At 72.7% G+C, this 24,334-nt stretch carries 25 protein-coding genes; 12 read left to right on the top strand and 13 right to left on the bottom strand.

Translation table 11 applies throughout. The features are described from left to right. Positions 1-59: 59 nt before the first annotated feature. The 3 genes from ACLQ3F_RS24845 to ACLQ3F_RS24835 all read right to left on the bottom strand — a co-directional run bounded on the left by ACLQ3F_RS24845 (position 60) and on the right by ACLQ3F_RS24835 (position 2,564). Positions 60-827: a hypothetical protein gene (locus ACLQ3F_RS24845; protein WP_425851712.1), complete on the bottom strand. Its 768-nt coding sequence runs from the start codon at positions 825-827 to the stop codon at positions 60-62. A 152-nt stretch (positions 828-979) separates the two neighbouring features. Then, positions 980-2,086 carry an SPFH domain-containing protein gene (locus ACLQ3F_RS24840; protein ID WP_357194402.1) on the bottom strand — a complete coding sequence of 369 codons (1,107 nt, stop codon included), beginning with the start codon at positions 2,084-2,086 and terminating at the stop codon, positions 980-982. Between the two features lie 4 nt (positions 2,087-2,090). Continuing rightward, entirely contained in the window at positions 2,091-2,564 is a 474-nt protein-coding gene (locus ACLQ3F_RS24835; RefSeq protein ID WP_355009697.1) for an NfeD family protein, read from the bottom strand. Positions 2,565-2,672: 108 nt separating this feature from the next. On the opposite strand from ACLQ3F_RS24835, the gene ACLQ3F_RS24830 reads away from it, so the two are divergent. Next, positions 2,673-3,974, top strand: coding sequence for a serine hydrolase domain-containing protein (locus ACLQ3F_RS24830; protein WP_425851711.1), 1,302 nt, complete (start codon positions 2,673-2,675; stop codon positions 3,972-3,974). A 23-nt stretch (positions 3,975-3,997) separates the two neighbouring features. Here the strand turns inward: ACLQ3F_RS24830 and ACLQ3F_RS24825 are convergent, their stop codons facing one another. Further along, positions 3,998-4,810 carry a DUF3097 domain-containing protein gene (locus ACLQ3F_RS24825; RefSeq protein WP_357194409.1) on the bottom strand — a complete coding sequence of 271 codons (813 nt, stop codon included), beginning with the start codon at positions 4,808-4,810 and terminating at the stop codon, positions 3,998-4,000. A gap of 303 nt (positions 4,811-5,113) precedes the next feature. Here ACLQ3F_RS24825 and ACLQ3F_RS24820 point away from each other — a divergent pair, with 303 nt between their 5' ends. Further along, positions 5,114-5,908 (top strand): hypothetical protein, encoded by a 795-nt coding sequence (locus tag ACLQ3F_RS24820; protein WP_357194411.1) that lies wholly within the window; start codon positions 5,114-5,116, stop codon positions 5,906-5,908. A 31-nt stretch (positions 5,909-5,939) separates the two neighbouring features. On the opposite strand, the gene ACLQ3F_RS24815 is transcribed toward ACLQ3F_RS24820, so the two are convergent. The 4 genes from ACLQ3F_RS24815 to fabG all read right to left on the bottom strand — a co-directional run bounded on the left by ACLQ3F_RS24815 (position 5,940) and on the right by fabG (position 9,363). Beyond that, on the bottom strand, positions 5,940-6,719 hold the full coding sequence (locus ACLQ3F_RS24815) for an HAD-IIA family hydrolase (protein WP_091403868.1): 780 nt from the start codon (positions 6,717-6,719) through the stop codon (positions 5,940-5,942). Positions 6,720-6,734: 15 nt separating this feature from the next. Continuing rightward, a complete protein-coding gene (locus ACLQ3F_RS24810) occupies positions 6,735-7,763 on the bottom strand; it encodes a ferrochelatase (RefSeq protein WP_425851709.1) in 1,029 nt (342 codons plus the stop codon). Positions 7,764-7,863: 100 nt separating this feature from the next. Further along, positions 7,864-8,631, bottom strand: coding sequence for an enoyl-ACP reductase FabI (gene fabI, locus ACLQ3F_RS24805; RefSeq protein WP_357194417.1), 768 nt, complete (start codon positions 8,629-8,631; stop codon positions 7,864-7,866). A 27-nt stretch (positions 8,632-8,658) separates the two neighbouring features. Beyond that, entirely contained in the window at positions 8,659-9,363 is a 705-nt protein-coding gene (gene fabG / locus ACLQ3F_RS24800; RefSeq protein WP_355009692.1) for a 3-oxoacyl-ACP reductase FabG, read from the bottom strand. A gap of 154 nt (positions 9,364-9,517) precedes the next feature. On the opposite strand from fabG, the gene ACLQ3F_RS24795 reads away from it, so the two are divergent. The 5 genes from ACLQ3F_RS24795 to ACLQ3F_RS24775 all read left to right on the top strand — a co-directional run bounded on the left by ACLQ3F_RS24795 (position 9,518) and on the right by ACLQ3F_RS24775 (position 13,945). Then, positions 9,518-10,747 carry a sensor histidine kinase gene (locus ACLQ3F_RS24795; protein WP_425851706.1) on the top strand — a complete coding sequence of 410 codons (1,230 nt, stop codon included), beginning with the start codon at positions 9,518-9,520 and terminating at the stop codon, positions 10,745-10,747. Next, on the top strand, positions 10,744-11,406 hold the full coding sequence (locus tag ACLQ3F_RS24790) for a response regulator (protein WP_425851705.1): 663 nt from the start codon (positions 10,744-10,746) through the stop codon (positions 11,404-11,406). The genes ACLQ3F_RS24795 and ACLQ3F_RS24790 overlap by 4 nt, the downstream gene beginning before the upstream one ends. Positions 11,407-11,505: 99 nt before the next feature. Next, positions 11,506-12,405 (top strand): alpha/beta hydrolase, encoded by a 900-nt coding sequence (locus tag ACLQ3F_RS24785; protein ID WP_425851703.1) that lies wholly within the window; start codon positions 11,506-11,508, stop codon positions 12,403-12,405. Further along, on the top strand, positions 12,402-13,667 hold the full coding sequence (locus ACLQ3F_RS24780; RefSeq protein WP_425851701.1) for an acyltransferase family protein: 1,266 nt from the start codon (positions 12,402-12,404) through the stop codon (positions 13,665-13,667). The genes ACLQ3F_RS24785 and ACLQ3F_RS24780 overlap by 4 nt, the downstream gene beginning before the upstream one ends. A 62-nt stretch (positions 13,668-13,729) precedes the next feature. Continuing rightward, positions 13,730-13,945, top strand: a complete 216-nt coding sequence (locus ACLQ3F_RS24775) for a hypothetical protein (protein WP_196925116.1) — start codon at positions 13,730-13,732, stop codon at positions 13,943-13,945. Positions 13,946-14,020: 75 nt separating this feature from the next. Here the strand turns inward: ACLQ3F_RS24775 and ACLQ3F_RS24770 are convergent, their stop codons facing one another. Genes ACLQ3F_RS24770 through ACLQ3F_RS24760 form a run of 3 tightly spaced genes read right to left on the bottom strand, consistent with a single transcriptional unit; the run spans position 14,021 to position 17,045 of the window. After that, positions 14,021-14,971, bottom strand: a complete 951-nt coding sequence (locus ACLQ3F_RS24770) for a VWA domain-containing protein (RefSeq protein WP_238682141.1) — start codon at positions 14,969-14,971, stop codon at positions 14,021-14,023. After that, positions 14,968-15,969, bottom strand: coding sequence for a DUF58 domain-containing protein (locus ACLQ3F_RS24765; protein WP_425851903.1), 1,002 nt, complete (start codon positions 15,967-15,969; stop codon positions 14,968-14,970). The genes ACLQ3F_RS24770 and ACLQ3F_RS24765 overlap by 4 nt, the downstream gene beginning before the upstream one ends. After that, the gene (locus ACLQ3F_RS24760) at positions 15,948-17,045 is read right to left on the bottom strand and encodes an AAA family ATPase (protein ID WP_196924350.1); all 1,098 of its coding nucleotides are present in this window, start codon (positions 17,043-17,045) and stop codon (positions 15,948-15,950) included. Before ACLQ3F_RS24760 ends, ACLQ3F_RS24765 begins: the two co-directional genes overlap by 22 nt. Positions 17,046-17,285: 240 nt before the next feature. Between ACLQ3F_RS24760 and ACLQ3F_RS24755 the strand changes: the two genes are divergently transcribed. The 3 genes from ACLQ3F_RS24755 (at position 17,286) to ACLQ3F_RS24745 (ending at position 19,856) form a co-directional block, all read left to right on the top strand. After that, a complete protein-coding gene (locus ACLQ3F_RS24755) occupies positions 17,286-17,516 on the top strand; it encodes a hypothetical protein (RefSeq protein ID WP_357194432.1) in 231 nt (76 codons plus the stop codon). 266 nt (positions 17,517-17,782) lie between these two features. After that, positions 17,783-18,292, top strand: a complete 510-nt coding sequence (locus ACLQ3F_RS24750; protein WP_425851902.1) for a PH domain-containing protein — start codon at positions 17,783-17,785, stop codon at positions 18,290-18,292. Positions 18,293-18,335: 43 nt separating this feature from the next. Further along, the gene (locus ACLQ3F_RS24745; RefSeq protein ID WP_425851699.1) at positions 18,336-19,856 is read left to right on the top strand and encodes a PH domain-containing protein; all 1,521 of its coding nucleotides are present in this window, start codon (positions 18,336-18,338) and stop codon (positions 19,854-19,856) included. Positions 19,857-20,047: 191 nt separating this feature from the next. Here ACLQ3F_RS24745 and ACLQ3F_RS24740 read toward each other — a convergent pair whose 3' ends face one another. After that, positions 20,048-21,124: a phosphatase PAP2 family protein gene (locus ACLQ3F_RS24740; RefSeq protein ID WP_425851697.1), complete on the bottom strand. Its 1,077-nt coding sequence runs from the start codon at positions 21,122-21,124 to the stop codon at positions 20,048-20,050. Positions 21,125-21,252: 128 nt separating this feature from the next. Here ACLQ3F_RS24740 and ACLQ3F_RS24735 point away from each other — a divergent pair, with 128 nt between their 5' ends. Both ACLQ3F_RS24735 and ACLQ3F_RS24730 read left to right on the top strand, forming a co-directional pair. After that, complete coding sequence (locus ACLQ3F_RS24735; RefSeq protein WP_030488289.1) at positions 21,253-21,657, top strand: thioesterase family protein; 405 nt, start codon at positions 21,253-21,255, stop codon at positions 21,655-21,657. Beyond that, positions 21,654-22,484 (top strand): MBL fold metallo-hydrolase, encoded by an 831-nt coding sequence (locus ACLQ3F_RS24730; protein WP_425851695.1) that lies wholly within the window; start codon positions 21,654-21,656, stop codon positions 22,482-22,484. Before ACLQ3F_RS24735 ends, ACLQ3F_RS24730 begins: the two co-directional genes overlap by 4 nt. Before the next feature lie 4 nt (positions 22,485-22,488). On the opposite strand, the gene ACLQ3F_RS24725 is transcribed toward ACLQ3F_RS24730, so the two are convergent. Next, entirely contained in the window at positions 22,489-24,315 is a 1,827-nt protein-coding gene (locus tag ACLQ3F_RS24725; protein WP_357194444.1) for an alpha-galactosidase, read from the bottom strand. Between the last annotated feature and the right edge of the window lie 19 nt (positions 24,316-24,334).

Here is a 24,334-nt window from a genome sequence, read left to right as displayed (position 1 = left end):
GGCGCGGGGCGGCGGGCGCGGGGCGGCGGGCGGGAGGCGGGACCCCGGGGCGGGTGGGGTTAGGGGTTTGGGGTGCTCAGGCTGGCGCTGGCGGCGTCTCTGGCGGTTTCGCGGGGCATCAGGCGGCCGGAGCGGTAGCCGATGCCGATGCCGGCGATCAGCACGAAGATCGCGCCGAAGGTCTGCAACGAGCCGATCAGGGCACCACCGAGGCCGAGCAGCGGCGCGGCGATGATCAGCATGACGCCGTCGCCGAGGCTGAAGGTGCCCGAGCGGGCCACCGCCCACCCGGTGAGGAACCAGCCCGCGCTGTAGAACGCAGCGCCGAGCAGGACCAGCGACCGCGCGGTGGCACCGAAGACGGGCGTCTGCTCCTCGAACCCGGCGAACGGCAGCATCAGCACGGTGCCGGCGATGCTGACCAGCAACCCGGCCGCGGCCACCCGGCGGCTGCGGGTCGCGGCCAGCAGCCCGGTGAGCGCCAGCAGCGCGAGCAGGCCGAGCCAGACCGCGGCCACCCAGCCGATCAGGTAGACCGCCCGGCCGTCGGCCGGATAGGGGTCGTTGCCCACCCCTCCGTCGCTGGCCATCGCCACCGCGCCGTAGAGGATGGCGTACGCGGGCAGCAGCCAGACCGCCGCCCGCGCGAACCGACGTATCGACCAGGCCCAGGTGGCGTTCGTGGCGGGGGCGCCCGGGGTCGGCTCGCCGACGAAGGGCAGTACGCCGAACCCACCACCGCTGCGCCGGGAGCCCAGCGGGGCGACCGGGTCATGCGCGCCGGGCACCGGGGCCGAGGACCACATCCGCTTCGCCGGATCCTTCATGCGTCACCTCGCTCGTCGTCGAGCGGTGCACCGACGCGCCGGGGCGCCCCGATTGCCTGGTCACCACCCGTCCTAGGACCGATCGTGGCAGGCGTCGGAGCGCCCCATGAGTCTTTCTCGTATTTAGCCGACCGAGCGGCCGGCGTATCGGATCAGCCGCGCTCGCGCTGGTCGGCCGGGTCCTCGACGAGGCTGGTCGGGGACACCGGCTCCGGCGCGGGCAGCCCTTGCGGCCCCTTGCTGCCGGTGGCCTGCGCCTCGGCGACGCGTACCTCGTCGTGGATCTGCTGGGCAGCGTCCGCCGCCGCCTGCGCCGCCGCCGCGGCCTCCCGCTCGACCTGGCTCGCGTGTTCGGCTGCCTCCGGTGCGGGCAGGTCCCCCACCATCTGGCTCAGCCCGCCCAGCGCGCCACCCATGCCCTCCAGGGCCTTGGTCAGCTCGGCCGGGACGATCCAGACCTTGTTGGCGCTGCCCTGGGCGATCTGCGGCAGGGCCTGCAGGTACTGGTAGGCGAGCACCTTCTGGCTCGGGTTCGCCTGGTGAATCGCGTCGAAGACCGTCCGAATCGCCTTCGCCTGGCCCTCGGCCTGCAGGATCCGGGCCTGCCGGTCACCGTCCGCGCGCAGCACCGCCGACTGCTTGTCACCCTCGGCGGTGAGGATCACCGACTGCTTGTGGCCCTCGGCGGTCAGGATCGCCGCGCGGCGGTCCCGCTCGGCGCGCATCTGCTTCTCCATGGAGTCGCGGATGCTGGCCGGCGGCTCGATCGCCTTGATCTCGACCCGGGTCACCTTGATGCCCCAGCGGCCGGTGGTCTCGTCCAGCACACCCGAGAGGTGCCTGTTGATCTCGTCCCGGCTGGTGAGCGCCCGCTCCAGATCGAGCGAGCCGATCACGTTACGCAGCGTGGTGACGGTCAACTGCTCGATGGCCTGAAGGAAGCTGGAGATCTCGTAGGTCGCCCGGACCGAGTCGACCACCTTGAAGTAGAGAACGGTGTCGATCGAGACCACCAGGTTGTCCGAGGTGATCACCGGCTGCGGCGGGAAGCTGACCACCTGCTCCCGCATGTCGACCTTGGTACGCACCGCGTCGATGAACGGCACCAGCAGGTTGAGGCCGGGGTTGAGGGTGCGCTTGTACTTGCCGAGCCGTTCCACCACGTCCTGGCGCTGCTGCGGCACGATCCGCACCGCCTTGGCCAGCGTTATCACGGCGATCAACGCCACCGCGATGATCAGCACACCTATGACCGTCATCGGTTCACCCTCTCGCTTCCGGCAACTCGCCGGCGGAAGAAACATCGTCCTGCCACACCAGGGCTGTCGCGCCCCGGACCTTTATCACCCGAACCCGTTCACCGGGCTCGAAAGTCTGCGTCGTGTCGTACGACCGGGCGGTCCACAACTCACCGTCGATCTTGACCAGACCGTGCTCGGCGTCCACCCGTTCCAACACCAGTGCCGTGGAGCCCTCGATCGCCTCCACGCCGAACGGCTGCTCGCCGCTCTCCAGCGCGGAGCGGCTGTGCCGCCGGATGACCGGTCGGACCACCACCAGGCTCAACGCCGACACCACAGCGAACACCAGTGCCTGCACCGCGACCGGCGCACCCAGTGCGGCCGCACCGGCGGCGGCGAACGCACCGACCCCGAACATGATCAGAAATAGCGTCGTCGTGAAAATCTCGGCGACGGCCAGCACCACACCCAAAACGATCCACACCACGGCGTCCACACCGCAAGGGTGACACGTTAATGCACGAGCAGCCCACCCGTGATCATCAGTAGGCTCGGCGACACGAGCGCCGCCCACCGCATTTACCGGCCGAACGAGGAGATTTCCGTGACCCTGCTGCCCGCGACCGCCCGGCAGATCGACACCCAGGTCGCCCAGGCGCAGATCGACGGACGTACCCCGTCACTGGTGCTGGGCGTGGTCCGCGACGGCACGCTGGTCCACCTGGCCACCGCCGGCGAGCACCCCCGCCCGGACGCCGACCTGCAGTACCGGGTGGGCTCGATCAGCAAGACGATGACCGCCACCTTGATCATGCAGTTGCGTGACGCCGGCCAGCTCTCCCTGGACGACCCGCTGGAACGGCACCTGCCCGGCACCGCGGCGGGCGCGCTCACAGTGCGTCAGCTGCTCGGGCACGCCAGCGGCATGCAACGCGAACCCGAGGGCGACTGGTGGGAGCGGAGCGCGGGCGCCGACCTGGCCACGCTGCTCGACGGCCTCAACGCCGACAAGATCGCCTACCCGCCGCACACCGCCTACCACTATTCCAACCTGGCCTACGGGCTCCTCGGTGGCCTGCTCGAACGGCTCACCGGGAAACCCTGGGCCGACCTGCTCGACGAACGGATCCTCACCCCGCTGGGCCTGCGCCGCACCACCTACGCGGCCACCGAGCCGTACGCCCCCGGTTACGTCGTCCACCCCTGGCACGGCACCCTGCGCGAGGAACCCCGTACCGACACCGGCGCCATGGCTCCCGCCGGGCAGCTCTGGTCGACGATCGAGGACCTCGGCCGCTGGGCCGCTTTCCTGGCCGACCCCGACCCGTCGGTGCTGGCCGCCGAGACGCTGACCGAGATGTGCGCCCCCGTGGTGATCAGCGACCTCGACTCCTGGACCGGCGGGCACGGCCTGGGGCTGGAGCTCTACCGCGACGGCGAGCGGGTGTACGTCGGGCACGGCGGCTCGATGCCCGGGTACGTGGCCACCCTCATGGTGCACCGACCCAGCCGCACCGCAGTGGTCGGCTTCGCCAACTCGTACGGCTTCCCGATCACCGGGCTCGGCCGTCAGCTGCTGACCATGGCGCTGGACGCCGAGCCGGCGCTCCCGCAGCCGTGGCGGCCGGCCACCGCCGCACCCGACGCGGGGTCGGCCGAGCTGGCCGGTCGCTGGTGGTGGATGGGCACCTCGCTGGACCTGAGCTGGGACGCGGGTGACCTGGTGGCCCACGTACGCGGTGAGCGGGTGACCCGGTTCACCGCCGAGGGGACGGACCGCTGGCGGGGACGTTCCGGCCCGGAGAACGGCGAGATCCTGTCGGTGCTGCGCGACGACAGCGGACGGGCGCTGGCGGTCGACATCGCCACGTTCGTCTTCACGCGCAGCCCGGACGAGGTTCCCTGACCGGCCGCCGGGGGGTCAGGCGGTCAGGCCGGCTCGGTGACGAAGTCGATGAGCCGTTCCATGGCGTTGATCAGAGGGGTCTCCACGTCGGCGAAGCTGTTCACCCGGGACAGGATGTGCCGCCACATGTCCGCCGGCTCGGCCACCCCGAGGGCCGCGCAGACCCCCTCCTTCCACGGCCGCCCCGGCGGCACCACCGGCCAGGCCGCGATGCCCAACGCGGCAGGCTTGACCGCCTGCCACACGTCCACGTAGGGGTGCCCGGTCACCAGCACGTGCGGCGAGTTCACCCGGGCGACGATCCGGCTCTCCTTGCTGCCCGGCACCAGGTGGTCGACGAGCACGCCGAGTCGTCGGGTCGGGCCGGGGCCGAAGTCGCGTACCTCGGCGTCGAGGGCGTCGATGCCGTCCAACGGCTCCACGACAACACCCTCGATCCGTAGGTCGTCGCCCCAGATCCGCTCGACCAGCGCGGCGTCGTGGATGCCCTCCACCCAGATCCGGCTGGCCTTCGCCACCTGGGCCCGCACGTTGTCCACGGCGACCGAGCCGGACGCAGTGCGTCGACGGGCCGCCGGAACCGGCGCACGGGTGGGGCGGCGCAGCGTCACCGGGCGGCCGTCGAGCAGGAACGCGGCCGGCAGCAGCGGGAAGTTGCGCCGTTTACCGTGCCGGTCCTCCAGCACCACCGCGCCGGCCTCGAAGCCCACCACCGCTCCACAGAATCCGGAGTCGGCATCCTCGACCACGAGATCCGGTTCGGCGTCCACCTCGGGGGTGACCTTGCGCCGTCGCCAGTCGCCCGCCAACACGTCCTCGCCGTATCGCCCCGCCATGTCGATCACGCTAGACCCAGCCCGCTCCCACCCCACCCCCGACACACCGCCCCCAACCCCCGACCGCCGCACCCCTAACGTCAACCGCCACCCACCGCTGTCGATCATGCAGTTGTGGTGCTCCACAAAACGGCTACAACCGGTGCCTGTCACCCACCACCACTGCATGATCGACGCGACCCGGGGCGCGGAGACACGAGCGGGCCGGAGCGGGGATCGGGGCGAACAGGGCAGTTGGGGGCAGGCCGGGCGACCGGAGCGGCAGCCGAGACAGGGCCGGTCGTGACCACGTACCCTTTCGGCATGTCCACCCCCGCAACGGGCGCGGTCACACTCGCGCCGCGCCGGTCCAGCCGGTTCGTTGCCTGGGTGCGCGCGTGGCGCGCCGGGTTGGTGCCCTTCGACGAGGTCGCCGACGCCATCGCCGGCGACGAGGAACACCTCGTTGCGGACGCCCCGGGCACCTGGACCGACGTCCCGCTGGGTGCCGCGCTGCCCACCCTGGCCAAGCTCTCCCCGGACGAGATCCGCCTGGTGCTGCCCGCGCCCGGCGACCCGAGGGGTCTGCCCGGCCCCGGCGACTTCGCCGGTGCGGCGCTGGTCACGGGTGAGGCGGTGGTCGCCGGCGGGCTGGGGTTGATCCCGGAGGTCCGCTCGCACACCTCCGGCTCCGGGGACTGCTTCGAGACGGTGCTGTGGCGGGTCTACCCGCTGCCGGCCAACGCCCCCGCCGCGTCACTCTCGTTGCCTGGCGCCGCCGAGGCGGAGGCCGAGTTGGCGGCCGCGCTGGCCGAGACGACAGCCGTGCTGACCCGCCTCGACGTCGCCCAGTGGCGGCCCGAGCTGGCGGGTGCGCTGGCCGCGCTCCGCCGCCCGGACGGCACCACCGATCTCCCACCGGGCTTCGACCCGCGGGCCCGCCGGCTCTTCGCCCGCGCCGCGGTGCTCGACCGGGTGCTGGCGTTGGCCGGGCACGCCGCCCCGGGCGGCGCGATCAACAACTACGAGGCGCAGCAACGGGACGCGGCACTCCGCCCCCTGACCGCAGCCTGCCGGCAGGCGCTGGTGGCCGCCTGCAACGCCCCCCTGCGCCCCTGACCGGAGCCCTGCAGCACCGGTTGATGGCAGGTCAGATCTCGTCGAGCAGGTCCGCGACCGAGTTGATGATCCGCGACGGGCGGTACGGATAACGCTCCGCCTCGGTGCGGCTGCTGATCCCGGTGAGCACCAGGATGGTCTCCAGCCCAGCCTCCAGGCCGCACAGGATGTCGGTGTCCATCCGGTCACCGATCATCGCGGTGCTCTCCGAGTGGGCGTTGATGGTGTTGAGCGCCGAGCGCATCATCATCGGGTTGGGCTTGCCGACGAAGTACGGCTCGACCCCGGTCGCCTTGGAGATCATGGCGGCGACCGAGCCGGCGGCGGGTAGCGCGCCCTCCACGGACGGGCCGGTCACGTCGGGGTTGGTGCAGATGAACCGGGCGCCGTCGTTGATCAGGCGGACAGCCTTGGTGATCGCCTCGAAGCTGTAGGTGCGGGTCTCGCCGAGCACCACGTAGTCGGGGGCGAAGTCAGTCAGCACGTAGCCCACGGCGTGCAGCGCCGTGGTCAGCCCGGCCTCACCGATGACGTACGCGGTGCCACCCGGCCGCTGGTCGGCGAGGAACTGGCCGGTGGCCAGGGCGGAGGACCAGATCGACTCCTCCGGCACGTCCAGCCCCATCCGGCTGAGCCGGGCCGTCAGGTCCCGCGGGGTGTAGATCGAGTTGTTGGTCAGCACCAGGAACGGCTTGCCGGAGGCGCGCATCCGGTTGATGAACTCCGGCGCGCCGGGCACCGGCTGGCCCTCGTGCACCAGCACGCCGTCCATGTCGGTCAGCCAACTCTGCACGGGCTTACGGTCATGCATGATGATCCTCAGAGGTCAGGGGCGACGGGTCGGCACGCAACAGACGGTGGCGCAGGTGTCCCACATGGGCAGCTCGCCCAGGCGGCGGCGCAGCTGCGCGCCGTCCGGGTCGGTCCGCTCGGTGACCAGCTCACGCACCATGGTCACGAAACGCGGGTCGGTGCCGGGCGTACCGGCCCGGACGAAGTCCAGGCCGAGCTGCTTCGCCGTCTCCAGCGCTTCGGTGTCCAGGTCCCACACGACCTCCAGGTGATCGGAGACGAACCCGATCGGGCTGACCACCACACCGGTGGTCCCGCTCTGGGCGAGGGCGGCCAGGTGGTCGTTGATGTCCGGTTCCAGCCACGGAACCTGCGGCGGGCCGGAGCGGCTCTGCCAGACCAGGTCGTACCCCAGGTCGGGTGCGGCGGCCGCGGCGACGAGCCGGGCGGTCTCGTGCAGCTGCGCCTCGTACCGGCCACCGTGCGGGCCGGCGTTGGCCGCCATCGAGGTGGGGATGGAGTGGGCGGTGAAGACCAGCCGGGTGGTGTCCCGCTTCGCCGGGTCGAGCTGGCTCAACGCCGCCCGGACCGCGTCGACGTGCGGCTCGACGAAGCCGGGGTGGTCCCAGAACTGTCGCAGCTTCTCGATCACGGGGGCGTCCGGGCCGACGGCGGCACGCGCGGCGGCGATGTCCTCCTGGTACTGCCGGCAGGAGGAGTAGCCGCCGTACGCGCTGGTGACGAAGGCCAGTGCCCGGGTGACCCCGTCGTCGCGCATCTGGGTCACGGTGTCGGCGAGCATCGGGTCCCAGTTGCGGTTGCCCCAGTAGATGGGCAGGTCGACACCGTGCGCGGCGAAGTCGGCGCGGACGGCGGCCAGGAGGTCACGGCACTGCTGGTTGATCGGGGACACCCCACCGAAGTGCTGGTAGTGCTCGGCGACCTCGGCCAGCCGCTCAGGAGGCACACCCCGGCCCCGGGTCACGTTCTGCAGGAACGGCATCACGTCCTCGGGCCGCTCGGGCCCGCCGAAGGACACCAGCACCACCGCGTCGTACGACATGGGGTTCATTCTTGCCCCTCGGCCGGGACGCCACGGCGACGCCCCCTGGTCCGGACGCGTAGATCACGCGGACGGCGACCAGTGGGCGTCGCGGGGAGCGTCAGGAACCGATGGCGTGGTAGCCGCCGTCGACGTGGACGATCTCGCCGGTGGTGGCCGGGAACCAGTCGGAGAGCAGCGCCAGGCAGGCCTTGGCGGCGGGCTCCTGGTCGGTGAGGCTCCAGCCCAGCGGGGCCCGCTCGGCCCAGGCGTCCTCGAACTGGTCGAAGCCGGGGATCGACTTGGCGGCGATGGTCCGCAGCGGCCCGGCGGCGACCAGGTTGCTGCGGATGCCCTGCTTGCCCAGGTGCATCGCCAGGTAGCGGGAGGCGGACTCCAGGCCGGCCTTGGCCACGCCCATCCAGTCGTAGACCGGCCACGCCTTCGTCGCGTCGAAGGTCAGACCGACCACCGCGCCGCCGGGCGACATCAGCGGCAGCGCCGCCATCGCAAGGGACTTGTACGAGAAGGTGGAGACGTGCAGGGCGGTCGCCACGTCCTCCCAGGGCGCGTCGAGGAAGCCGCCACCCAGGCAGCTCTGCGGGGCGAAGCCGATCGAGTGCACGACACCGTCGAGGCCGTCGACGTGCTCGCGTACCCGGTCGGCGAGGCTGGCCAGGTGTTCGGTGTTGGTGACGTCCACCTCGATGACCGGCGCGGGCTCGGGCAGCCGCTTGGCGATCCGCTCGACCAGGGACATCCGGCCGAAGCCGGTGAGGACGACCTGCGCACCGTTCTCCTGGGCGAGCTTCGCCACCGAGAAGGCGATCGAGGCGTCGGTGATGACACCGGTGACGAGCAGTCGCTTACCGGCGAGCAGTCCGGACATCGCTGATTTCCTCCGTAGTCAAAAGGGTTAGTGGCCCATGCCGAGGCCGCCGTCGACCGGGATGACGGCGCCGGAGACGTACCCGGCGCTGTCGGACGCCAGCCAGGTGACCACGTCGGCGACCTCGTCCGGGCTGGCCATCCGACCGGCCGGGATGGACTTGAGGATCTCCGCCTTGCGGTCGTCGGTGAGGCCGGCGGTCATGTCGGTGTCGATGAAGCCGGGCGCCACCACGTTCGCGGTGATGTTGCGGCTGCCCAGCTCCCGAGTGATCGAGCGGGCGACGCCGACGAGGCCGGCCTTGCTGGCGGCGTAGTTGACCTGCCCGGCGCCGCCGGCGAGGCCGACCACCGAGGAGATGAAGATCATGCGACCCCACTTGGCGCGGAGCATCTTGCCGGAGGCCCGCTTCGCGACTCGGAACGCGCCGGTGAGGTTGGTGTCCACCACGTCGGTGAACTGCTCCTCGGTCATCCGCAGCAGCAGCGTGTCGGCGGTCATGCCGGCGTTGGCGACGAGCACCTCGACCGGCCCCAGCTCGGCCTCGACGGCGGCGAAAGCGGCGTCGATCGAGGCGGCGTCGGTGACGTCGGCGCGGACGCCGAACAGCCCTTCAGGCGCCTCGCCGCTGCGGTGGGTGACCGCCACCCGGTCGCCCTGCTTGGCGAAGGCCTGCGCGATGGCCAGGCCGATCCCCCGGTTGCCCCCGGTCACCAGCACGGTGCGAGCCACTGTTCCCCCTTGCGATGGTCAGCACGGACGCGTCGGAGCCTAGGCGTTACCGGCAGGTAAGCGCTAACGGGAGTCGTGTCACACCGGGGTACGACACCGGGATCAACCCCTGGTGGCACGCCTCGTGGCGGGGTCGGCCCGTAGCCTCCGGGTGGTGAACCGGCATCCGATCGCGGTGGCCCTACGGGCCCTGCGGCAGACAGTGCTCGGCCCGGACGCCCCGGTCGAACGGCCGCTGCTGGCCCGGTGGCCACGGCTGGCCCCGTACGCCGCGCCGGTCGGCCTGCTCGCCGCGCTCGGCCTCTTCCTGATCACGTTGACAGTGGAGAGCGACTGGGGCCTGCCGCCGCCGATCGCGCTCCTGTTCGCGGCGATGACGGTGGCGCCGCTGCTGGCGCTGCCCCGGCGACCGCTGCTGGCCTGGCGGCTGACGGTGCTGGCCCTGCTGATCTGCACGTTCAACGCCCCGGCCGACCAGGCCTGGCCGTGGACCCCGCCGCTGGCACTCGGGTCGATCGCGGTGGCGGCGGTGGTCGTCGCACGGGTCGACCGCCCAGTGCTGGCCTGGGTGGTGGCGATCAGCACGGTGCCGGTGTTCACCCTTGTCCACCCGAACAACCGGGTCCCGGTCCTGCTGCTGCTCGGCGCGCTGGCGATCGCCGGCGACCTGATCCGGCGCAACCGGCTGTCCCGGCGCGCGCTGGTCGCGCAGACCGAGCTGAGCGAACGCGAGCAGGAACGTCGTGCGGTGCTGGAGGAACGCACCCGGATCGCCCGGGAACTGCACGACGTGGTGGCCCACCACATGTCGCTGATCGCGGTGCAGGCGGAGACCGCCCCGTACCGGCTGACGGACGTGCCGGCCCCGGCAGCCGCGGAGTTCGTCGCCATCGCCGCGTCGGCCCGCGACGCGCTGACCGACATGCGGCGGCTGTTGGGGGTGCTGCGCAGCGAGACGAGCGGGCCGCAGACCGCGCCGCAGCCGGACCTCACCGACCTGGGCGCGATGGTGGACGCGGCACGCCGGGCCGGGCTGCCGGTGACCCTGGACGCCGAGTCGGTGCACGACGACCGGGTGCCCGCGCCGGTCGGGCTGGCCGCGTACCGCATCGTGCAGGAGGGCCTGGCCAACGCGGCCCGCCACGCTGCCGCCGCCGCGGTGCGGGTCACCGTCCGCACCGGTCCGTCCGGTCTGGGGGTACGCGTCGAAAACTCCCCGGCCGACGTCCGACCGACCGATGACGGTGGCTCCGGGCACGGGCTGACCGGTATGCGGGAGCGGGCCACCTCGCTGGGCGGTACGTTCACCGCCGGGCCGCTGCCCGACGGGGGTTACGCGGTGGCGGCCGAGTTGCCGTACGACGCGGAGGGCGGGGACCGATGATCCGGGTGCTGATCGCCGACGACCAGGCGATGGTCCGGCAGGGTTTCGGCGCGCTGCTCGCCGCCCAACCGGACCTGCTGGTGGTGGGGGACGCCGCCGACGGCGCGCAGGCGGTGGCCGCCGCCCGCCACCTCGACCCGGACGTGGTGCTGATGGACGTGCGGATGCCGGTCATGGACGGGCTGGAGGCCACCCGCAAGCTGCTCGGTGACCGGTCGACGCAGCGGCCCCGGGTGCTCATCCTCACCACCTTCGACCTGGACGACTACGTGTACGAGGCGCTGCGCGCCGGGGCCAGCGGGTTCCTGCTCAAGGATGCCCCGGCGGCCGACCTGGTGCAGGCGGTGCGGGTGGTGGCGGCCGGGGACGCGCTGCTCGCCCCGGGGGTGACCCGTCGGCTGATCGCCGAGTTCGCGGCCCGTCCGGACCGCCGCAGCCCGCGCCCCACCGACCTGGCCGGGCTCACCCCGCGCGAGACCGAGGTGCTGCGGTTGATCGCCCGGGGCCGCAACAACGCGGAGATCGCGGGTGACCTGGTGGTGGCCGAGCAGACGGTGAAGACGCACGTCGGGCGGATCCTGGCCAAGCTGAATCTGCGCGACCGGGCACAGGCAGTGGTGCTGGCGTACGAGACGGGTCTGGTGGCCGCCGGCGAGTAGCCCTGTGGAGCCAGCCTTGAAACGGCTCTGCGGGACGACGACCGGGCCCCGCCCCTGGGCGCAGTCTCCCTCCGGACGACATTCCGGAGGGAGACCGTGATGCGACGACGAGGTGCCAGCCGGGTGGCGATGGCCGCGCTGCTCGGCGTGAACCTGGTTCTACCGACCCGACCCGAGCCGGCCACGGCGGTGGGGTTCGTCGAGGCGTACCCCGTGACGGCGGCGGCGATGCGCGCGGCCGGCCCCCCGTACGCGGACTGGGCGACCGACGGACGCCGGTTCCTGCTGTTCGACGAGCGCGGTGACGGCCGCGCGGTCGAGGTTGTCGGCGACCTCGCCGACGCGGACCGGATCGCGGTGCTGGTGCCGGGGGTCGGCAGCACCCTCGCCGACTTCGACAGGGGGTTGGGCGGGGTGGCCCGGCGGGCGCCGGCGGTGCAGGCCGGGCAGCTCTACCGGGAGCTGCGGGCGCTCGACCCGGCGGCACGGGTCGCGGTGCTGGCCTGGCTCGGCTACGACCCGCCCGACGGGGTCCTGACGGCCGCCGGTGGCGTCAGCGCGCGGCGCGGCGCGGCCGGGTTGGCCGCGCTGCTCAGGGAACTGGCCGGACGCCGTCCGGCGGCGACGATCACGCTGGTGGGGCACAGCTACGGGGCGCTGGTGGTGTCGCTGGCGGCGGCGGAGGCCCCGGCCCAGGTCACCGACGTGGTCAGCCTCGGCGGCGTCGGCGCCGGGGTGCAGCGCGCCGACGACCTGCCCGGCGGGCGGCGGTTCTGGGCGGCCGAGTCGCCGACCGACTGGATCCGTCGGGTACCACCGGTGCGGCTGCCCGGCCTGGGTTTCGGCCGGCGACCCGGCGATCCGGCGTTCGGTGCCCGGCCCCTGCCGGTGGGTGGGGTGGCGGGGCACGACGGCTACCTCACGCCGGGCAGCGCCACGCTGGTCGCGGTGGCGGCGGTCGTGCTGGGCGACACCGACGGGATCGGGGACGCCCGGTGAGCCGGGACCGTGCCGTCGACGCCTTGCGGGCGTACGCCATCGGCGGGGTCGTGCTGGGGCACTGGCTGGTCACCGGGTTGGTGCTGACCGGCGACGGCGGGCTGCACCAGGCCAGTCCCCTGACCGCCCTGCCCGACCTGGCCCCGATGACGTGGGTGTTGCAGACGCTCGGGTTGTTCTTCTTCACCGCCGGGTTCGGCTCGACCCGGTCGCTGGCCCGTTACCCGGGCGGCACGGGCGGTTGGGTGGCCGGTCGGCTGCGGCGTCTGCTGCTGCCCAGCGTGGCGCTGCTCGGTGTGGGGGCGGCCGTGCTGCTCGCCGCGACCGTCGTCGGCACCTCGGACGACACGCTCGCCGTCGCGCTGCGGCTGGCGGTCAGCCCGCTGTGGTTCCTGCTACCGCTGGTGATCCTGGTCGCGGTGACCGGTCCGCTGCGCGTCGCCGTACGCCGGTGGGGGGTGGCCCGGTGCGTAGCGCCGGCGGTGGCCGTGGTGGCAGCGGTCGACCTGGCCGTCCGGCTGCTGCCGTCCGGCACCGACCTGCCCCCGGTCACCGTGCTGGCGGCCTGGTCGGTGCCCTACCTGCTGGGAGTGGCGCACGCCGACGGACGGCTGGACGGCCGTCGGGCGGGCGGCACGTTGGCGGCCGGTGGGGCTGTCGCGCTGGCGCCGCTGGCGGCGCTGGGCTACCCGGTGAGCGCGGTCGGCGTACCCGGGGCCGGGGTGTCCAACCTGAACCCGCCGTCGCTGCTGGTCGTGGCGTTGGCGGTGACCCAGGTTGGGCTGGGGCTGCTCGCCCGGCCGGCACTGCACCGGCTGCTGGCCCGACCGCTGCCGGGCCGGGCGGTGACCGAGGTGAACCGGTCCGCCGTCCGGATCTACCTGTGGCACCAGCCGGTACTGGTGGCGGTGACCGCGCTCACCGCCCGCGGCGGGCTGGCCCTGCCCGGTCTGCACACCGCCCCGGACGGCCCGGGGTGGGTGCTGGCGCGCTGCTGCTGGCTGCCGTTGCTCGCCGTGGTGCTGGTCAGCGTGGTGCGGGTGGGTCAGCCGAGGTCGTTTCGGCGGGGCGTACGCGCTGGTGGCGGGTGGCGTCCCCAACCGGGCGGTGGAGGGGCGGCCGACCGGTCGGCCGAGTGCGTTCCGTCGGCACCGCAGGTGTACGATCATCGACGTTCCGGCCCGCCCGACTTGCAGGAGGTGATCGCTGTGCGAGATAGCGATCCTCCCAGTCGTGGCCGGGCCGATGGTCAGTCCCGCTGAGCCACGACTCAGTCTGGTGAGCTGACCCCGCTCCGCTCCCCACCACGTCGGCAACTGCCGAGGTGAGTGTGCCGCGCCGCCCGATCCCGGGCGGTCGCCGGGAGCCGCCCGGTCACGACTTCGTGTGCGCGTCCCCACCCCCTGCGGTCCGCCCCCGCACGCGGACCGTCCAGCCGCCACCCGGAGCCGTCATGAGCCGCTACGTCGCCCCGCTGGGCTTCACCCTCGCCGCCGTCTGGGTGGCCATCGTCTTCGTGCTCGCCGGTGGCGGTCACTGACCGCTCCGGGCCGGCAGCTCGCGCTGCCCGGGGCTGGTGCCGGCGGCGATCGTCGACCGCCGCCGGCGCAGCCCTTCACAGCATGCGGGACGACCACAGCAGACTGAACGCGCCCGCGCAGAGCGCCAGCAGCAACGCCACCCCGGCGTACCACTGGGTCACCTCACGCGGCTCGGTGCGGAACCCGATCGAGCTGCCCATGTCCTGATAGACCTGCTTCAACTCGCTCACCGAGGCCGCCTCGTAGAAGTAACCCTCGGTGGTCTCGGCCAGCTCGGCGAGGGCCATCCGGTCCACCGGCACCCGCTGCAACTGCCCGCCGATGTCGACCTGGCCGGTGTCGGTGCCGAAGGCGATGGTGGAGACCGGAACGTTCGCGGCCTGCGCGGCCGCCGCCGCCTCCTCCACCGCCCGACCGGAGGTCCGGAAACCGTCGGAGAGCAGCACGATCCGGGCCGGCGGAATACCCGCCGCGCCATCGGCCGGCACCGACCGGATCGCCTCCAGGCAGGTGAACACCGCCTCGCCGGTCGCGGTCGCCTCAGCCAGCACCAGCCCGTCGATGGCGCTGGTCACCGCGTCCCGGTCCTTGCCCGGCGGCACCAGCACGTTGGCCGCCTTGGCGAACGACACGAGGCCCAGGTTGTAGCTTTCCGGCAGCTCACTGACGAACTGCTTGGCCGCCTCCTGGGCCGCCTCCAGCCGGTTCGGCGCCACGTCGTCGGCCTGCATCGACAACGACACGTCGATGGCGAGCATCACCGTGGCCCGCTCCAGCGGTTCCTTGGTGTCCACAGCGGGACGGGCCAGCGCGGTGGCCAGCACCAGCAGGCAGAGCAGGAACGCAGTCGCCGGGACGTGCCGACGCCAGCCCAGGCCCTTCGGCGCGACGGTACGCAGCAGGTCCACATTGGTGAACCGCATCGCGTACGCCCGGCGGTGCAACTGCCGCCAGACGTAGAACGCGGCGAGGGCGAAGACCGGCAGCACGGCCAGCAGCCACCACGGTTGCAGAAAACGGATCATCGTGTCGTCCCCCGGGTACGCGCGTGCCGCTGCGCGGCCACGAATCGCACCATGTCCAGCAGCCAGTCTCGGTCGGTACGCAGACGCAGGTGGGCCGCGCCGGCGCCGCGCAGGGCAGCGGCGATCGTGGCCCGTTGGGCGGTGGCGGCCTCGGCGTAGCGCTGCCGCAGCCGCGGGTCGGCGGTCTGCACCTCGTGCAGCTCGCCGCTCTCCGGGTCGACCACCGGCAACACGCCCACGTCGGGCAACTCCAGCTCACGAGGGTCTACCACCTCGATCGCCAGCACGTCGTGGCGGACGCGCAGCTTGCGCATCGGCCGCGCCCACTGCTCGGCCGGCGCGAGGAAGTCCGAGACCACCACGGCCACCCCGCGACGGCGGGGCGGACGGTTGAGCATCTCGATCAGGGCGCCCAGATCACCACGGCCGGGCTGGATGGCGGTGCCGGCGACGGCACGCAGCAGGCCCTGCGCCTCCTTGCGCCCGGAACGGGCCGGCAGCCGGGTGAGCACCCCGGGCCCGGCCGGCGGTGGTACGCCCCGCCAGCGTCGGGTCGGGGCGGACACCCCGCCACCGGTGCCGATCACGGCGCCGATCCGGTTACCTCCGCGCACGGTCAGGTGGGTGATGGCAGCCGCGGCGGCCACCACCACCTCCCGTTTGAGCCACTGCCCGGTGCCGAAGTCCAGGCTGGCGGAGAGGTCCAGCGCGAGCCAGGTCTCCAGCTCCCGGTCGGCGACCGTACGCCGCACGTGCGGTGTGGTGGTCCGGGCCGTGACCGGCCAGTCCATCCGGCGTACGTCGTCGCCGGGGCGGTACTCCCGGGACTCACCCGCCTCACTGCCCGGTCCGGGCAGCAGGCCGGCATAGTCGCCCTGGAGCAGACCGTCAAGCTTGCGGGTGACGAGCAGCTGAAGCCGGGACAGCACGGCTTCGCTACGGTCGGCCAGGGGGGCCGGACGAGGGGTGGGTGAGGTCACGGGCGCTGCCCGGGCCAGCCAGCGCCCGGCGGCGGCGCGATCGACGGCGGGGTGGCCTGCTGCCGGGGAGCGACCGCCGGGAGCGGAATCGTCGACATCACCCGCTGCACGATGTGGTCGGCGGGTACGTCGTCGGCGAGCGCGTCGTAGCTGAGCACCAACCGGTGCCGCAGGATGTCCGGCGCGATGTCCTGAACGTCCTGCGGCAGTGCGTAGTCACGCCCGCGCAGCAACGCCAGGGCACGGGTGGCCCGGACCAGACCCAGCGAGGCACGCGGGCTGGCCCCGTACTGGATCAGTTGCGCGACGTCGGGCATGCCGTGCTCGGCCGGGGCCCGGGTGGCCAGCACCAACCGGACCGCGTAGTCGACCAGGGCATTGTGGACGAAGACCTGGTCCGCCTTGCGTTGCAGAGCGATCAGCTCCGGGGTGTCGAACACCGCGGTCGGCTCGGGCGCGGCCACGCCCATCCGGTAGACGATCTCCCGTTCCTCCGCGTCGGTCGGGTAACCCACCACGATCTTCATGAGGAACCGGTCCCGCTGCGCCTCCGGCAGCGGGTAGACGCCCTCCTGCTCGATCGGGTTCTGGGTGGCCATCACCAGGAACGGGTCGGGCACCCGGTGGCTCTCCCCACCGATGGACACCTGCCGCTCGCTCATCACCTCCAGCAGCGCGGACTGCACCTTCGCCGGCGCACGGTTGATCTCGTCAGCGAGCAGGAAATTGACGAAGACCGGCCCCAACTCGACGTCGAACTTCTCGCTCGACTGCCGGTAGATCCGGGTGCCCATGATGTCGGCGGGCACCAGATCCGGGGTGAACTGGACCCGGGCGAAAGACCCACCGACAACCTTGGCGAGGGTCTCCACCGCCAGGGTCTTGGCCACCCCGGGCACGCCTTCGAGCAGGCAGTGACCTCGGGCGAGCAGCGCGACGAACATCCGCTCCACCATCCGGTCCTGCCCGACGATCACACGTTTGATCTCGAACAGGCCCTTCTCCAGCAGGGTGGCGTCCTGCGCTGGTGTGGTCACCGGGGCGGGTGCCGCTCCGTTCGGCGTCGGGGCGTCGGGCATGGTCGGCTGGGCCACCGGTCCTCCACAGCGTTTGTCGGTCGTCGCGGCTCGTGCGGTATCAAGACTCGCACGCCTTGCTGAGTGTCGAGGGAGGGAGAAGCCGATTTCGGGCGCGCCGTCCCCGGCAGCCGATTCGCACATCTCGGGTGTGCACATACCGGCCTGCCGCGTGTACGATTCACCCCGTCGCCGGGCGGCTCCCCCCGTGGTCGCCCGGCGCTCAAGCTTCCGTCCCGCCGCCCTAGACTGGCCGGGATGAGCACCCCCTCCCCCGCCGACGACGCCCTGATCTGTTCGGCCCGGGGCTGCCGGTCCGTCGCCGTCTGGGCGCTGGAGTGGAACAATCCCCGCCTGCACGACGCCGATCGGCGTAAGACCTGGTTGGCCTGCGCCGGGCACCGGGGCAGCCTCGGTGACTTCCTCGACGCTCGAGGCTTCCTGCGTGCCGTCACTCCGGTGCCCGGATCGCCTACGCTCGACGTGTGAGCGGCGACCCTCCGGCTTCCCCCGGCCCCACCTCCCCGTCCTGGCCGCCCACCCCGGCCACCGCACCACCCGGCGTCGACCCGCCGCCCGGCGCGTTCCCCGCACCCGGCACGCTCGGCCCGGAGCCCACCGCGCCGGATGTCTCGACGCCCGCCCCGCTGCCACCGGGTGCGCTGCCACCCGGTCACCGGCCGGCACCCGCCGCCGACCAGCGCCCACCCGACCTGCCGCCTCCCGGCCTCCTGCCGCCCGACTCCGGCGCGCTGATGACGGCCGCGCCGGGTGGTCGGGGTCCGCTGGAGCCCTGGCCGGACACTGTCAACTGGCAGCCGATCTCCACCGACCTGATCTGGGTGGAGCTGATCCGGCTGGCGATCGTGGTCGCCATCGGGCTGGCGGTGACCGGCGTCGCCTGGGCGTTCAGCGGCCACTGGTTGTTCGGGCTCGCCGTGGCCGTCGTGCTGGTGCTCGGCGCGTGGCGGGCCATCGCGATCGTCCGCGCGGTCCGGGCCTGGGGGTACGCCGAGCGGGAGAACGACCTGCTGGTCCGGCACGGGCTGCTGGTGCGCCGGCTCTCCATCGTGCCGTACTCGCGGATGCAGTTCGTCGACGTGAGCGCCGGGCCGTTGGAGCGCGCCTTCGACCTGGCCACCGTGCAGCTGCACACGGCGGCGGCGGCGAGCGACGCCCGGGTGCCCGGGCTGCGCCCGGCGGAGGCGTCCCGGCTGCGCGATCGACTCACCGCGCTCGGCGAGGATCGGGCGGAGGGGCTGTGAGCACCCGCGCGGGCAGCCGCCGACCGCACCGAGGGCCGCTCCGATGAGCGACGGGCCCGCCGAGCCGAGCACCGTGCCGCCCACCGGCCCGACACCACCGGGGCCGCTGCTGCCCGCTGGCACGGCTCGTGATGGCGCGACACCGCCTGGACGGGTGCCGCCTGGCGCGGCACCTGATGGGCCGGTGCCGCCCGGGGCGCCCGCGCCGTGGCCGGCACCACCGGGTGGTGGCGAGGGCGAACCCCGGCAACGACTGCACCCGCTCAGCCCGGTGCTGCACGGCGCCAAGTCCCTGGTCGTGGTGATCGCCGGGCTGTCCTGGTCGACGCTGTCGCGGGTGGGCTTCGGCTGGTTCGCCGCCATGGTGGCGGTGCTGGCGCTCGGCGCGACGGTGCTGTCGGTCATCAGCTGGTACAACACCGGCTACCACGTCGTCGGCCGGGAACTACGGGTGTACGAGGGGCTGCTCTGGCGGCGTACCCGGGCCATCCCGTTGGAACGGTTGCAGGCCGTCGAGGTGGTCCGGCCGCTGCTCGCCCAGCTCACCGGCCTGGCCGAGCTGCGTCTGGAGGTGGTCGGCGGAGGCAAGACCGAGGCGCCACTGGCGTACCTCGGGGTGGGCGACGCGGCAGTGCTGCGGGAACGTCTGCTGGTGCTGGCCGGGCGGGTGGCGCAGCAGCCCGTACCCGGCGACGCGGCGGCCCCGGTGGCCCCGGGTGCGACGGTGCCACCGGCGGCCGTACCGGGCCGGTCACTGCACGCGGTGAGCAACCAGAACCTGCTGATCAGCCAACTGCTCACTCCGCAGGCGTTCCTGCTCCCGTTCGGTGTGGCCTTCGTCGTGGTGCAGTTCCTCACCGCCGGTTCGTGGTCGTTCGTCGCGGTGGCGAGCACCCTGACCGCGATGGCGGGTGTGCTGCTGCAACCGATCCGCCGCGTCCTCGACGACTGGAACTTCCGGCTGGCCCGCGACGGCGGCACGCTGCGGGTGCACAACGGCCTGCTGGAGACGCGGGCGCAGACCGTGCCGCTGGAGCGGGTGCAGACCGTGCGGGCCACCTGGCCACTGTTGTGGCGGGTGAAGGGCTGGCTGCGGCTGCGGCTGGAGGTGGCCGGTTACTCCGTCGCGGAGGCCGACGACCGTAACCGGCCCGACCGGCTGCTGCCGGTCGGCGACCTGCCGACGGCGACGATGATCGTCGCCGAGGTGCTTCCCGGGGTACGCCTCGACGCTCTCGCGCTGAGCCCGCCGCCGCGCCGGACCCGTTGGCTGCACCCGCTGGGCCGTGCCGCGTTCGGCGCGGGGCTGTTCGAGCGGGTGTTCGCCACCCGGTCGGGGCGGCTCACCCGGCAACTGGTGATCGTGCCGTACGCCCGGATCCAGAGCGTGCGGGTGGTCCAGGGGCCCATCCAGCGCCGTCTCGGGTTGGCCACCGTGCACGCGGACACGGCGGGCGGCTCCGGCGCCACCGCCCAGGACCGCGACCTGGCCGAAGCCTGGGCCCTGGCAGCCGACCTGACGACAAGAGCCCACCAGGCCCGCACCACCACCCCCCAACCCTGACCCCCACCCCCCACCCCCACCCCCCACTCGGCCCTCCGCGCCCCGCCGTTCTCCGCGGTGATCATGAAGTTATTGCCCCGACACGCCGTGCGGGAGGGCAATAACTTCATGATCACCAGGCCGAGGGTGGGGCGGGCCTTGGTGGGGTGGGGGGGGTGGGGTGGGGGGGTGGGGTGGGGGCCTTGGGTGGGTCAGCGGTCGGCGGGGACCGGGGGGTTCGTGGTGGTGGTTTCCGGGCCGCGTGGGGTTGGGGGCTCCGGCTCGTTGTGCGGGGGGTCGGCGGGGTCGGTGGGCTGTTTCGGCTCGGGCTTCGGGTGGCGGACACGCCACGCCGCCCAGCCGCGCTCCGCCAGACCGACCACCAGGAAGGTCAGCCCCACGTAGGCCCAGCCGACCAGCACGTCGATCACGTAGTGCTCACCCGAGTAGACCAGGGTGAAGGTCATCGCCAGCGGGTACGCGAGCAGCAGCGGCCACCAGCGACGACGGGTGGCGGTCAGGAAGAACAGCACCACGAACAACGCCCAGGCGGTGTGCAGCGACGGCATCGCGGCGACCGGGTTGGAGGCGATCTGGCCGGCGTTGAGGACGTTGCCGGCGCCGTGCATGCCGAACGCCTTCCAACCCCGGGTGGAGATCCGGGCGACCTCGGTGAGCAGGCCGTTCTGCGCCGCCCACCAGGGCGGGGCCGCCGGGTAGATGAAGTAGGTGACCAGGCCGGCCGCGCAGAGGAAACCCCACCGCCGCATGTACGCGGCCCAGCGGTGCCGATCGCGCAGCCAGAGCACCGCGGCGGCGGCCAGCGCCACCACGAAGTGGGAGAAGTACACCCAGCTCGCCGCGATATCCCACCAGTGCACCTGCGGGTGGTAGAGGTGCTGCTGCAACCAGACGGTGGGCACCTCACCGCCGGTGGCCCAGCCGAACATGAACCGGTCGGCGACGATCAACTCCATCGCGTGCGGCGTGGCCCCGTTGTCGGCGAACCCGCGCGAAAGGTTGTAGATCACGAACAGCAGCACCACCGGCACCCAGTCCCGGGCGAAGCGCAGGTGGCTACGCCACGGCCGATCGCTGTTCCAGGCGATGGTCGCCAGCCAGATCCAGACGAAGGCGTACGCCGGGTCGGTGGGCAGCCCGATGGCCAGCCACGCGGCGACGAACGCGACCGCCCAGACGGTCATGGCGACGACGCGCCGACGACCCCCGTCCGGGGACTCGGGCGGGTCGGTCCGGGCGGGGGGCTGGGGGTCAGTCGCGACGGCCATCGGGGTCAAGGTTAACGACGGGTACGGCATCGACCGACGGGGACCACCCGTTGCGCGTCCGGGGGTGGTCGCGTCCGGATCGTCGGGCGCGTGCTCGACGGGTCCAGCGAGCACCTAGGCTGACGACCATGCAGGAGCAGCCCGAGCCGGCCTTCGCGCCGGGTCTGACCGCCCAGGTCGAGTTGACCGTCACCGACGCGGACACCGCCCAGGCGGTCGGTTCCGGGGACGTACCGGTGCTGGGCACCCCCCGGGTGCTGGCGCTGGCCGAGGCGGCCACCGTCGCGGCGACGGCGACCGGGATGCCGCCCGGTTCCACGACAGTGGGCACCCGGGTCGAGTTGGAGCACCTGGCGCCGACAGTGGTCGGCCGGACGGTCCGCGCGCAGGCGCTGCTGGCGACCGTCGACGGTCGCCGGCTGTCGTTCGAGGTCACGGTCAGCGACGGTGACCAGACGGTGGCCCGGGGCCGGGTGGACCGGATCCTGGTCGACCGGGGCCGCTTCGTCGAACGGGCCGGGCGGGCGTCGTGAACGCCGCTTTCGTCGAGGTCGCCGACCGGGTGCACGTGCTGGCCGAACCGCTGCTGCGGGTCAACGTCACACTGGTCGTCGGCGACGACGAGGCGCTACTGGTGGACACGCTCTCGTCGGCCGCCCAGGCCACCGAACTGGCCGCGGCCGTCCGGGCGGTCACCGACCGTCCGCTGACGCTCGTCAACACCCACCACCACTACGACCACTGCTTCGGCAACGCCGTCCTGGCCGGCGACCCACCCCGCCCGGTGTACGGGCACGAACTGGCCGCCGCCGCCCTGCGCGAGGAGCCGGAGCGGCTGCGCCGGGAGGCGTACGAGGAGGTGCGCACGGAGCACCCGGCGCTCGCCGCCGAGCTGGCCGACACCCCGCTGCTCGCTCCCACGCACACCGTGCACGTCGAGACGGTGCTCGACCTGGGCGGTCGGCAGGTGCTGCTGCGCCACCCCGGTCGGGGGCACACCGAGGCCGACCTTGTGGTGCACGTGCCGGACGCCGACGTGCTGGTGGCCGGGGACCTGGTGGAGCAGAGCGGCCCGCCCGCCTTCGAGGACTCGTACCCGTTGCGGTGGCCGGACGCGGTCGCGGACCTGCTGCGACTCACCACCGCGCGCACTGTGGTGATCCCGGGCCACGGCGACCCGGTCGACGTCGACTTCGTCCGGGCCCAGCACGCGGAGCTGGCGAAGCTGGCCTGGCTGATCCGGGCCGCGCACACCGGCAGCGCCCCGCCGGAGCGGGTGGCCGCCGAGGCCCCTTTCGGGGCCCGCCCGGCCCTGGTCGCCGCCCACCGCGGCTACCTGGAACTGAACGGCACGGCCTGACGGCCTACACCGAGGTACGTCGCCACTGCTGGTTGGTGCCGGTGCCACACGTCCACTGCACCGCGCGGGCACCGTCGGTGGTGGCGGAGTTGAGCACGTCGAGGCACTTGCCGCTGTGCCGGGCGACGAGCTGCACGTAACCCGTGCCGAGGTCCTGCACCCGCCACTGCTGGTTGGTGCCGCCGTTGCAGGTCCACTGGGTGACCCGTACCCCGTCGGCGGTGGCGCCCGCGCCGCCGTACACGTCGAGGCACTTTCCGCTGTGCGCGCTGACCACCGTCTGGTAACCCCCACCCGCGTCCTGGAACCGCCACCGCTGGTTGGGCTGACCGTTGGCGGCCCACTGCACCACCTCGGCACCGTCGGTGGTCGCGCTGTTGTTGACGTCCAGCAGCTTGCCGCTGTGCCGCGCGGCGAGGGTGTACGCGCTCGGCACCGGCACCGTGGTGTCCGGGGCGAGCCGGTACAGCCCGGCGCCGTGGGCCGGGAGCGACCGGGTGAGGGTCCCGGTCGCCGTGCCGAGGGCCGCGCCGGACCACAGGTCTGTCACGGCGGCCGACCCGATCCCGAGGTCGGCGAGGTTCACCGACACCTGCGCCGCGCTGCTGTCCCTGTTGAACAGGGCGACGTACCGGTGGTTGCTGCCCGGCACGTCGGCGACCCACACCTGCCGGCTGCCACCGTAGAGCTGACGGTTGTTCGCGCTGTTCTGGTTAACTCCCAGAACCGCAGCGTTGGTCATCAACGCCAGCTCGGCGGCGCGGTTCTCGACCAGGTTGCCGCCCCACATCAGTGGCGCCCGGTTGATCGCCCACAGTGACATCAGGGTGCGCTGCTCGTCCGACGTCAGGTTGGAGTATCGCGGCGAACCAACCGGCCCGTACTTGGAGAGCCGGCCGATCGGGATCATGTCGGCGTCGGGCCAGGCGCCGGTGGCGCGGTACGGGGTCCAGTTGCGCAGTTGGTCGAAGAGCGCGTCCACTGACGACCAGTTGTCCCACAGATCGTTGACGATCCGCCACATGTGCGCGTTGGCTTGGACGTGTGCGCCGCTGGACAGCGAGGTCGGGCCGGGCGAGAGGCTCAGCACCATCGGTCGGCCGCTGCGCTGGATGGCCGTCCGGTACCCCTCGACCTCCGACTGCCGGTACGTCGGGGCGGCGATGTCGTCCACCTTCACGTAGTCGACACCCCAGGACGCCAGCAACTGGAACATCGAGTCCAGGTAGGTCTGCGCGCAGGGGTTGGACATGTTCAGGCCCCACATGAGGTTGAGCCAGGCCGCGGTGGTGGTGTTGTTGATCTGGTTGGCGCGGCAGGTGGTGCCGAGGATCGGGACGTTGTCGGCGACCGCCTGGCGGGGAATGCCCCGCATCAGGTGGACGCCGAACTTCAGCCCCTTCGCGTGGACGTAGTCGGCGAGCGGCTTGAACCCGTTGTCACCGGCGGCGGAGGGGAACCGGGTCGTGTCGGGCAGCAGCCGGCCGTTGGCGTCCATCCGGAGCCGGGGTTGCAGGTTCGCGTCCTGGTTGGGGCTGTTGTTGTGTTGACCGGGGTAGTACCAGGCCCAGTCGATCACCACGTACTCCCAGCCGAACTGCCGCAGGTTCGTGGCCATGTAGTCGGCGTTGGCCCGGACGTCGGTCTCGGTGACCCGCCAGTTGAACGAGTCGTAGCTGTTCCACCCCATCGGCGGGGTGTCGGCCACCCCGTTGTCCCACGCGGCGGCCCGCTCGGGCGGGTGGGCGACGACCATCCCGGCAGCCACGAGCAGCATGACCAGTAGGGCCGCAACGTGGCGGAACGCCAGAGGTACCAGAACCACCCGCATCAGAACCTCCCCGACGACG

The organism is Micromonospora sp. DT15 (genome assembly GCF_049841475.1).
In the GTDB taxonomy this organism is placed as follows: domain Bacteria; phylum Actinomycetota; class Actinomycetes; order Mycobacteriales; family Micromonosporaceae; genus Micromonospora.
Note: the sequence above shows the minus strand (reverse complement) of the source record. Positions and strands in the feature narration are given on the sequence as shown.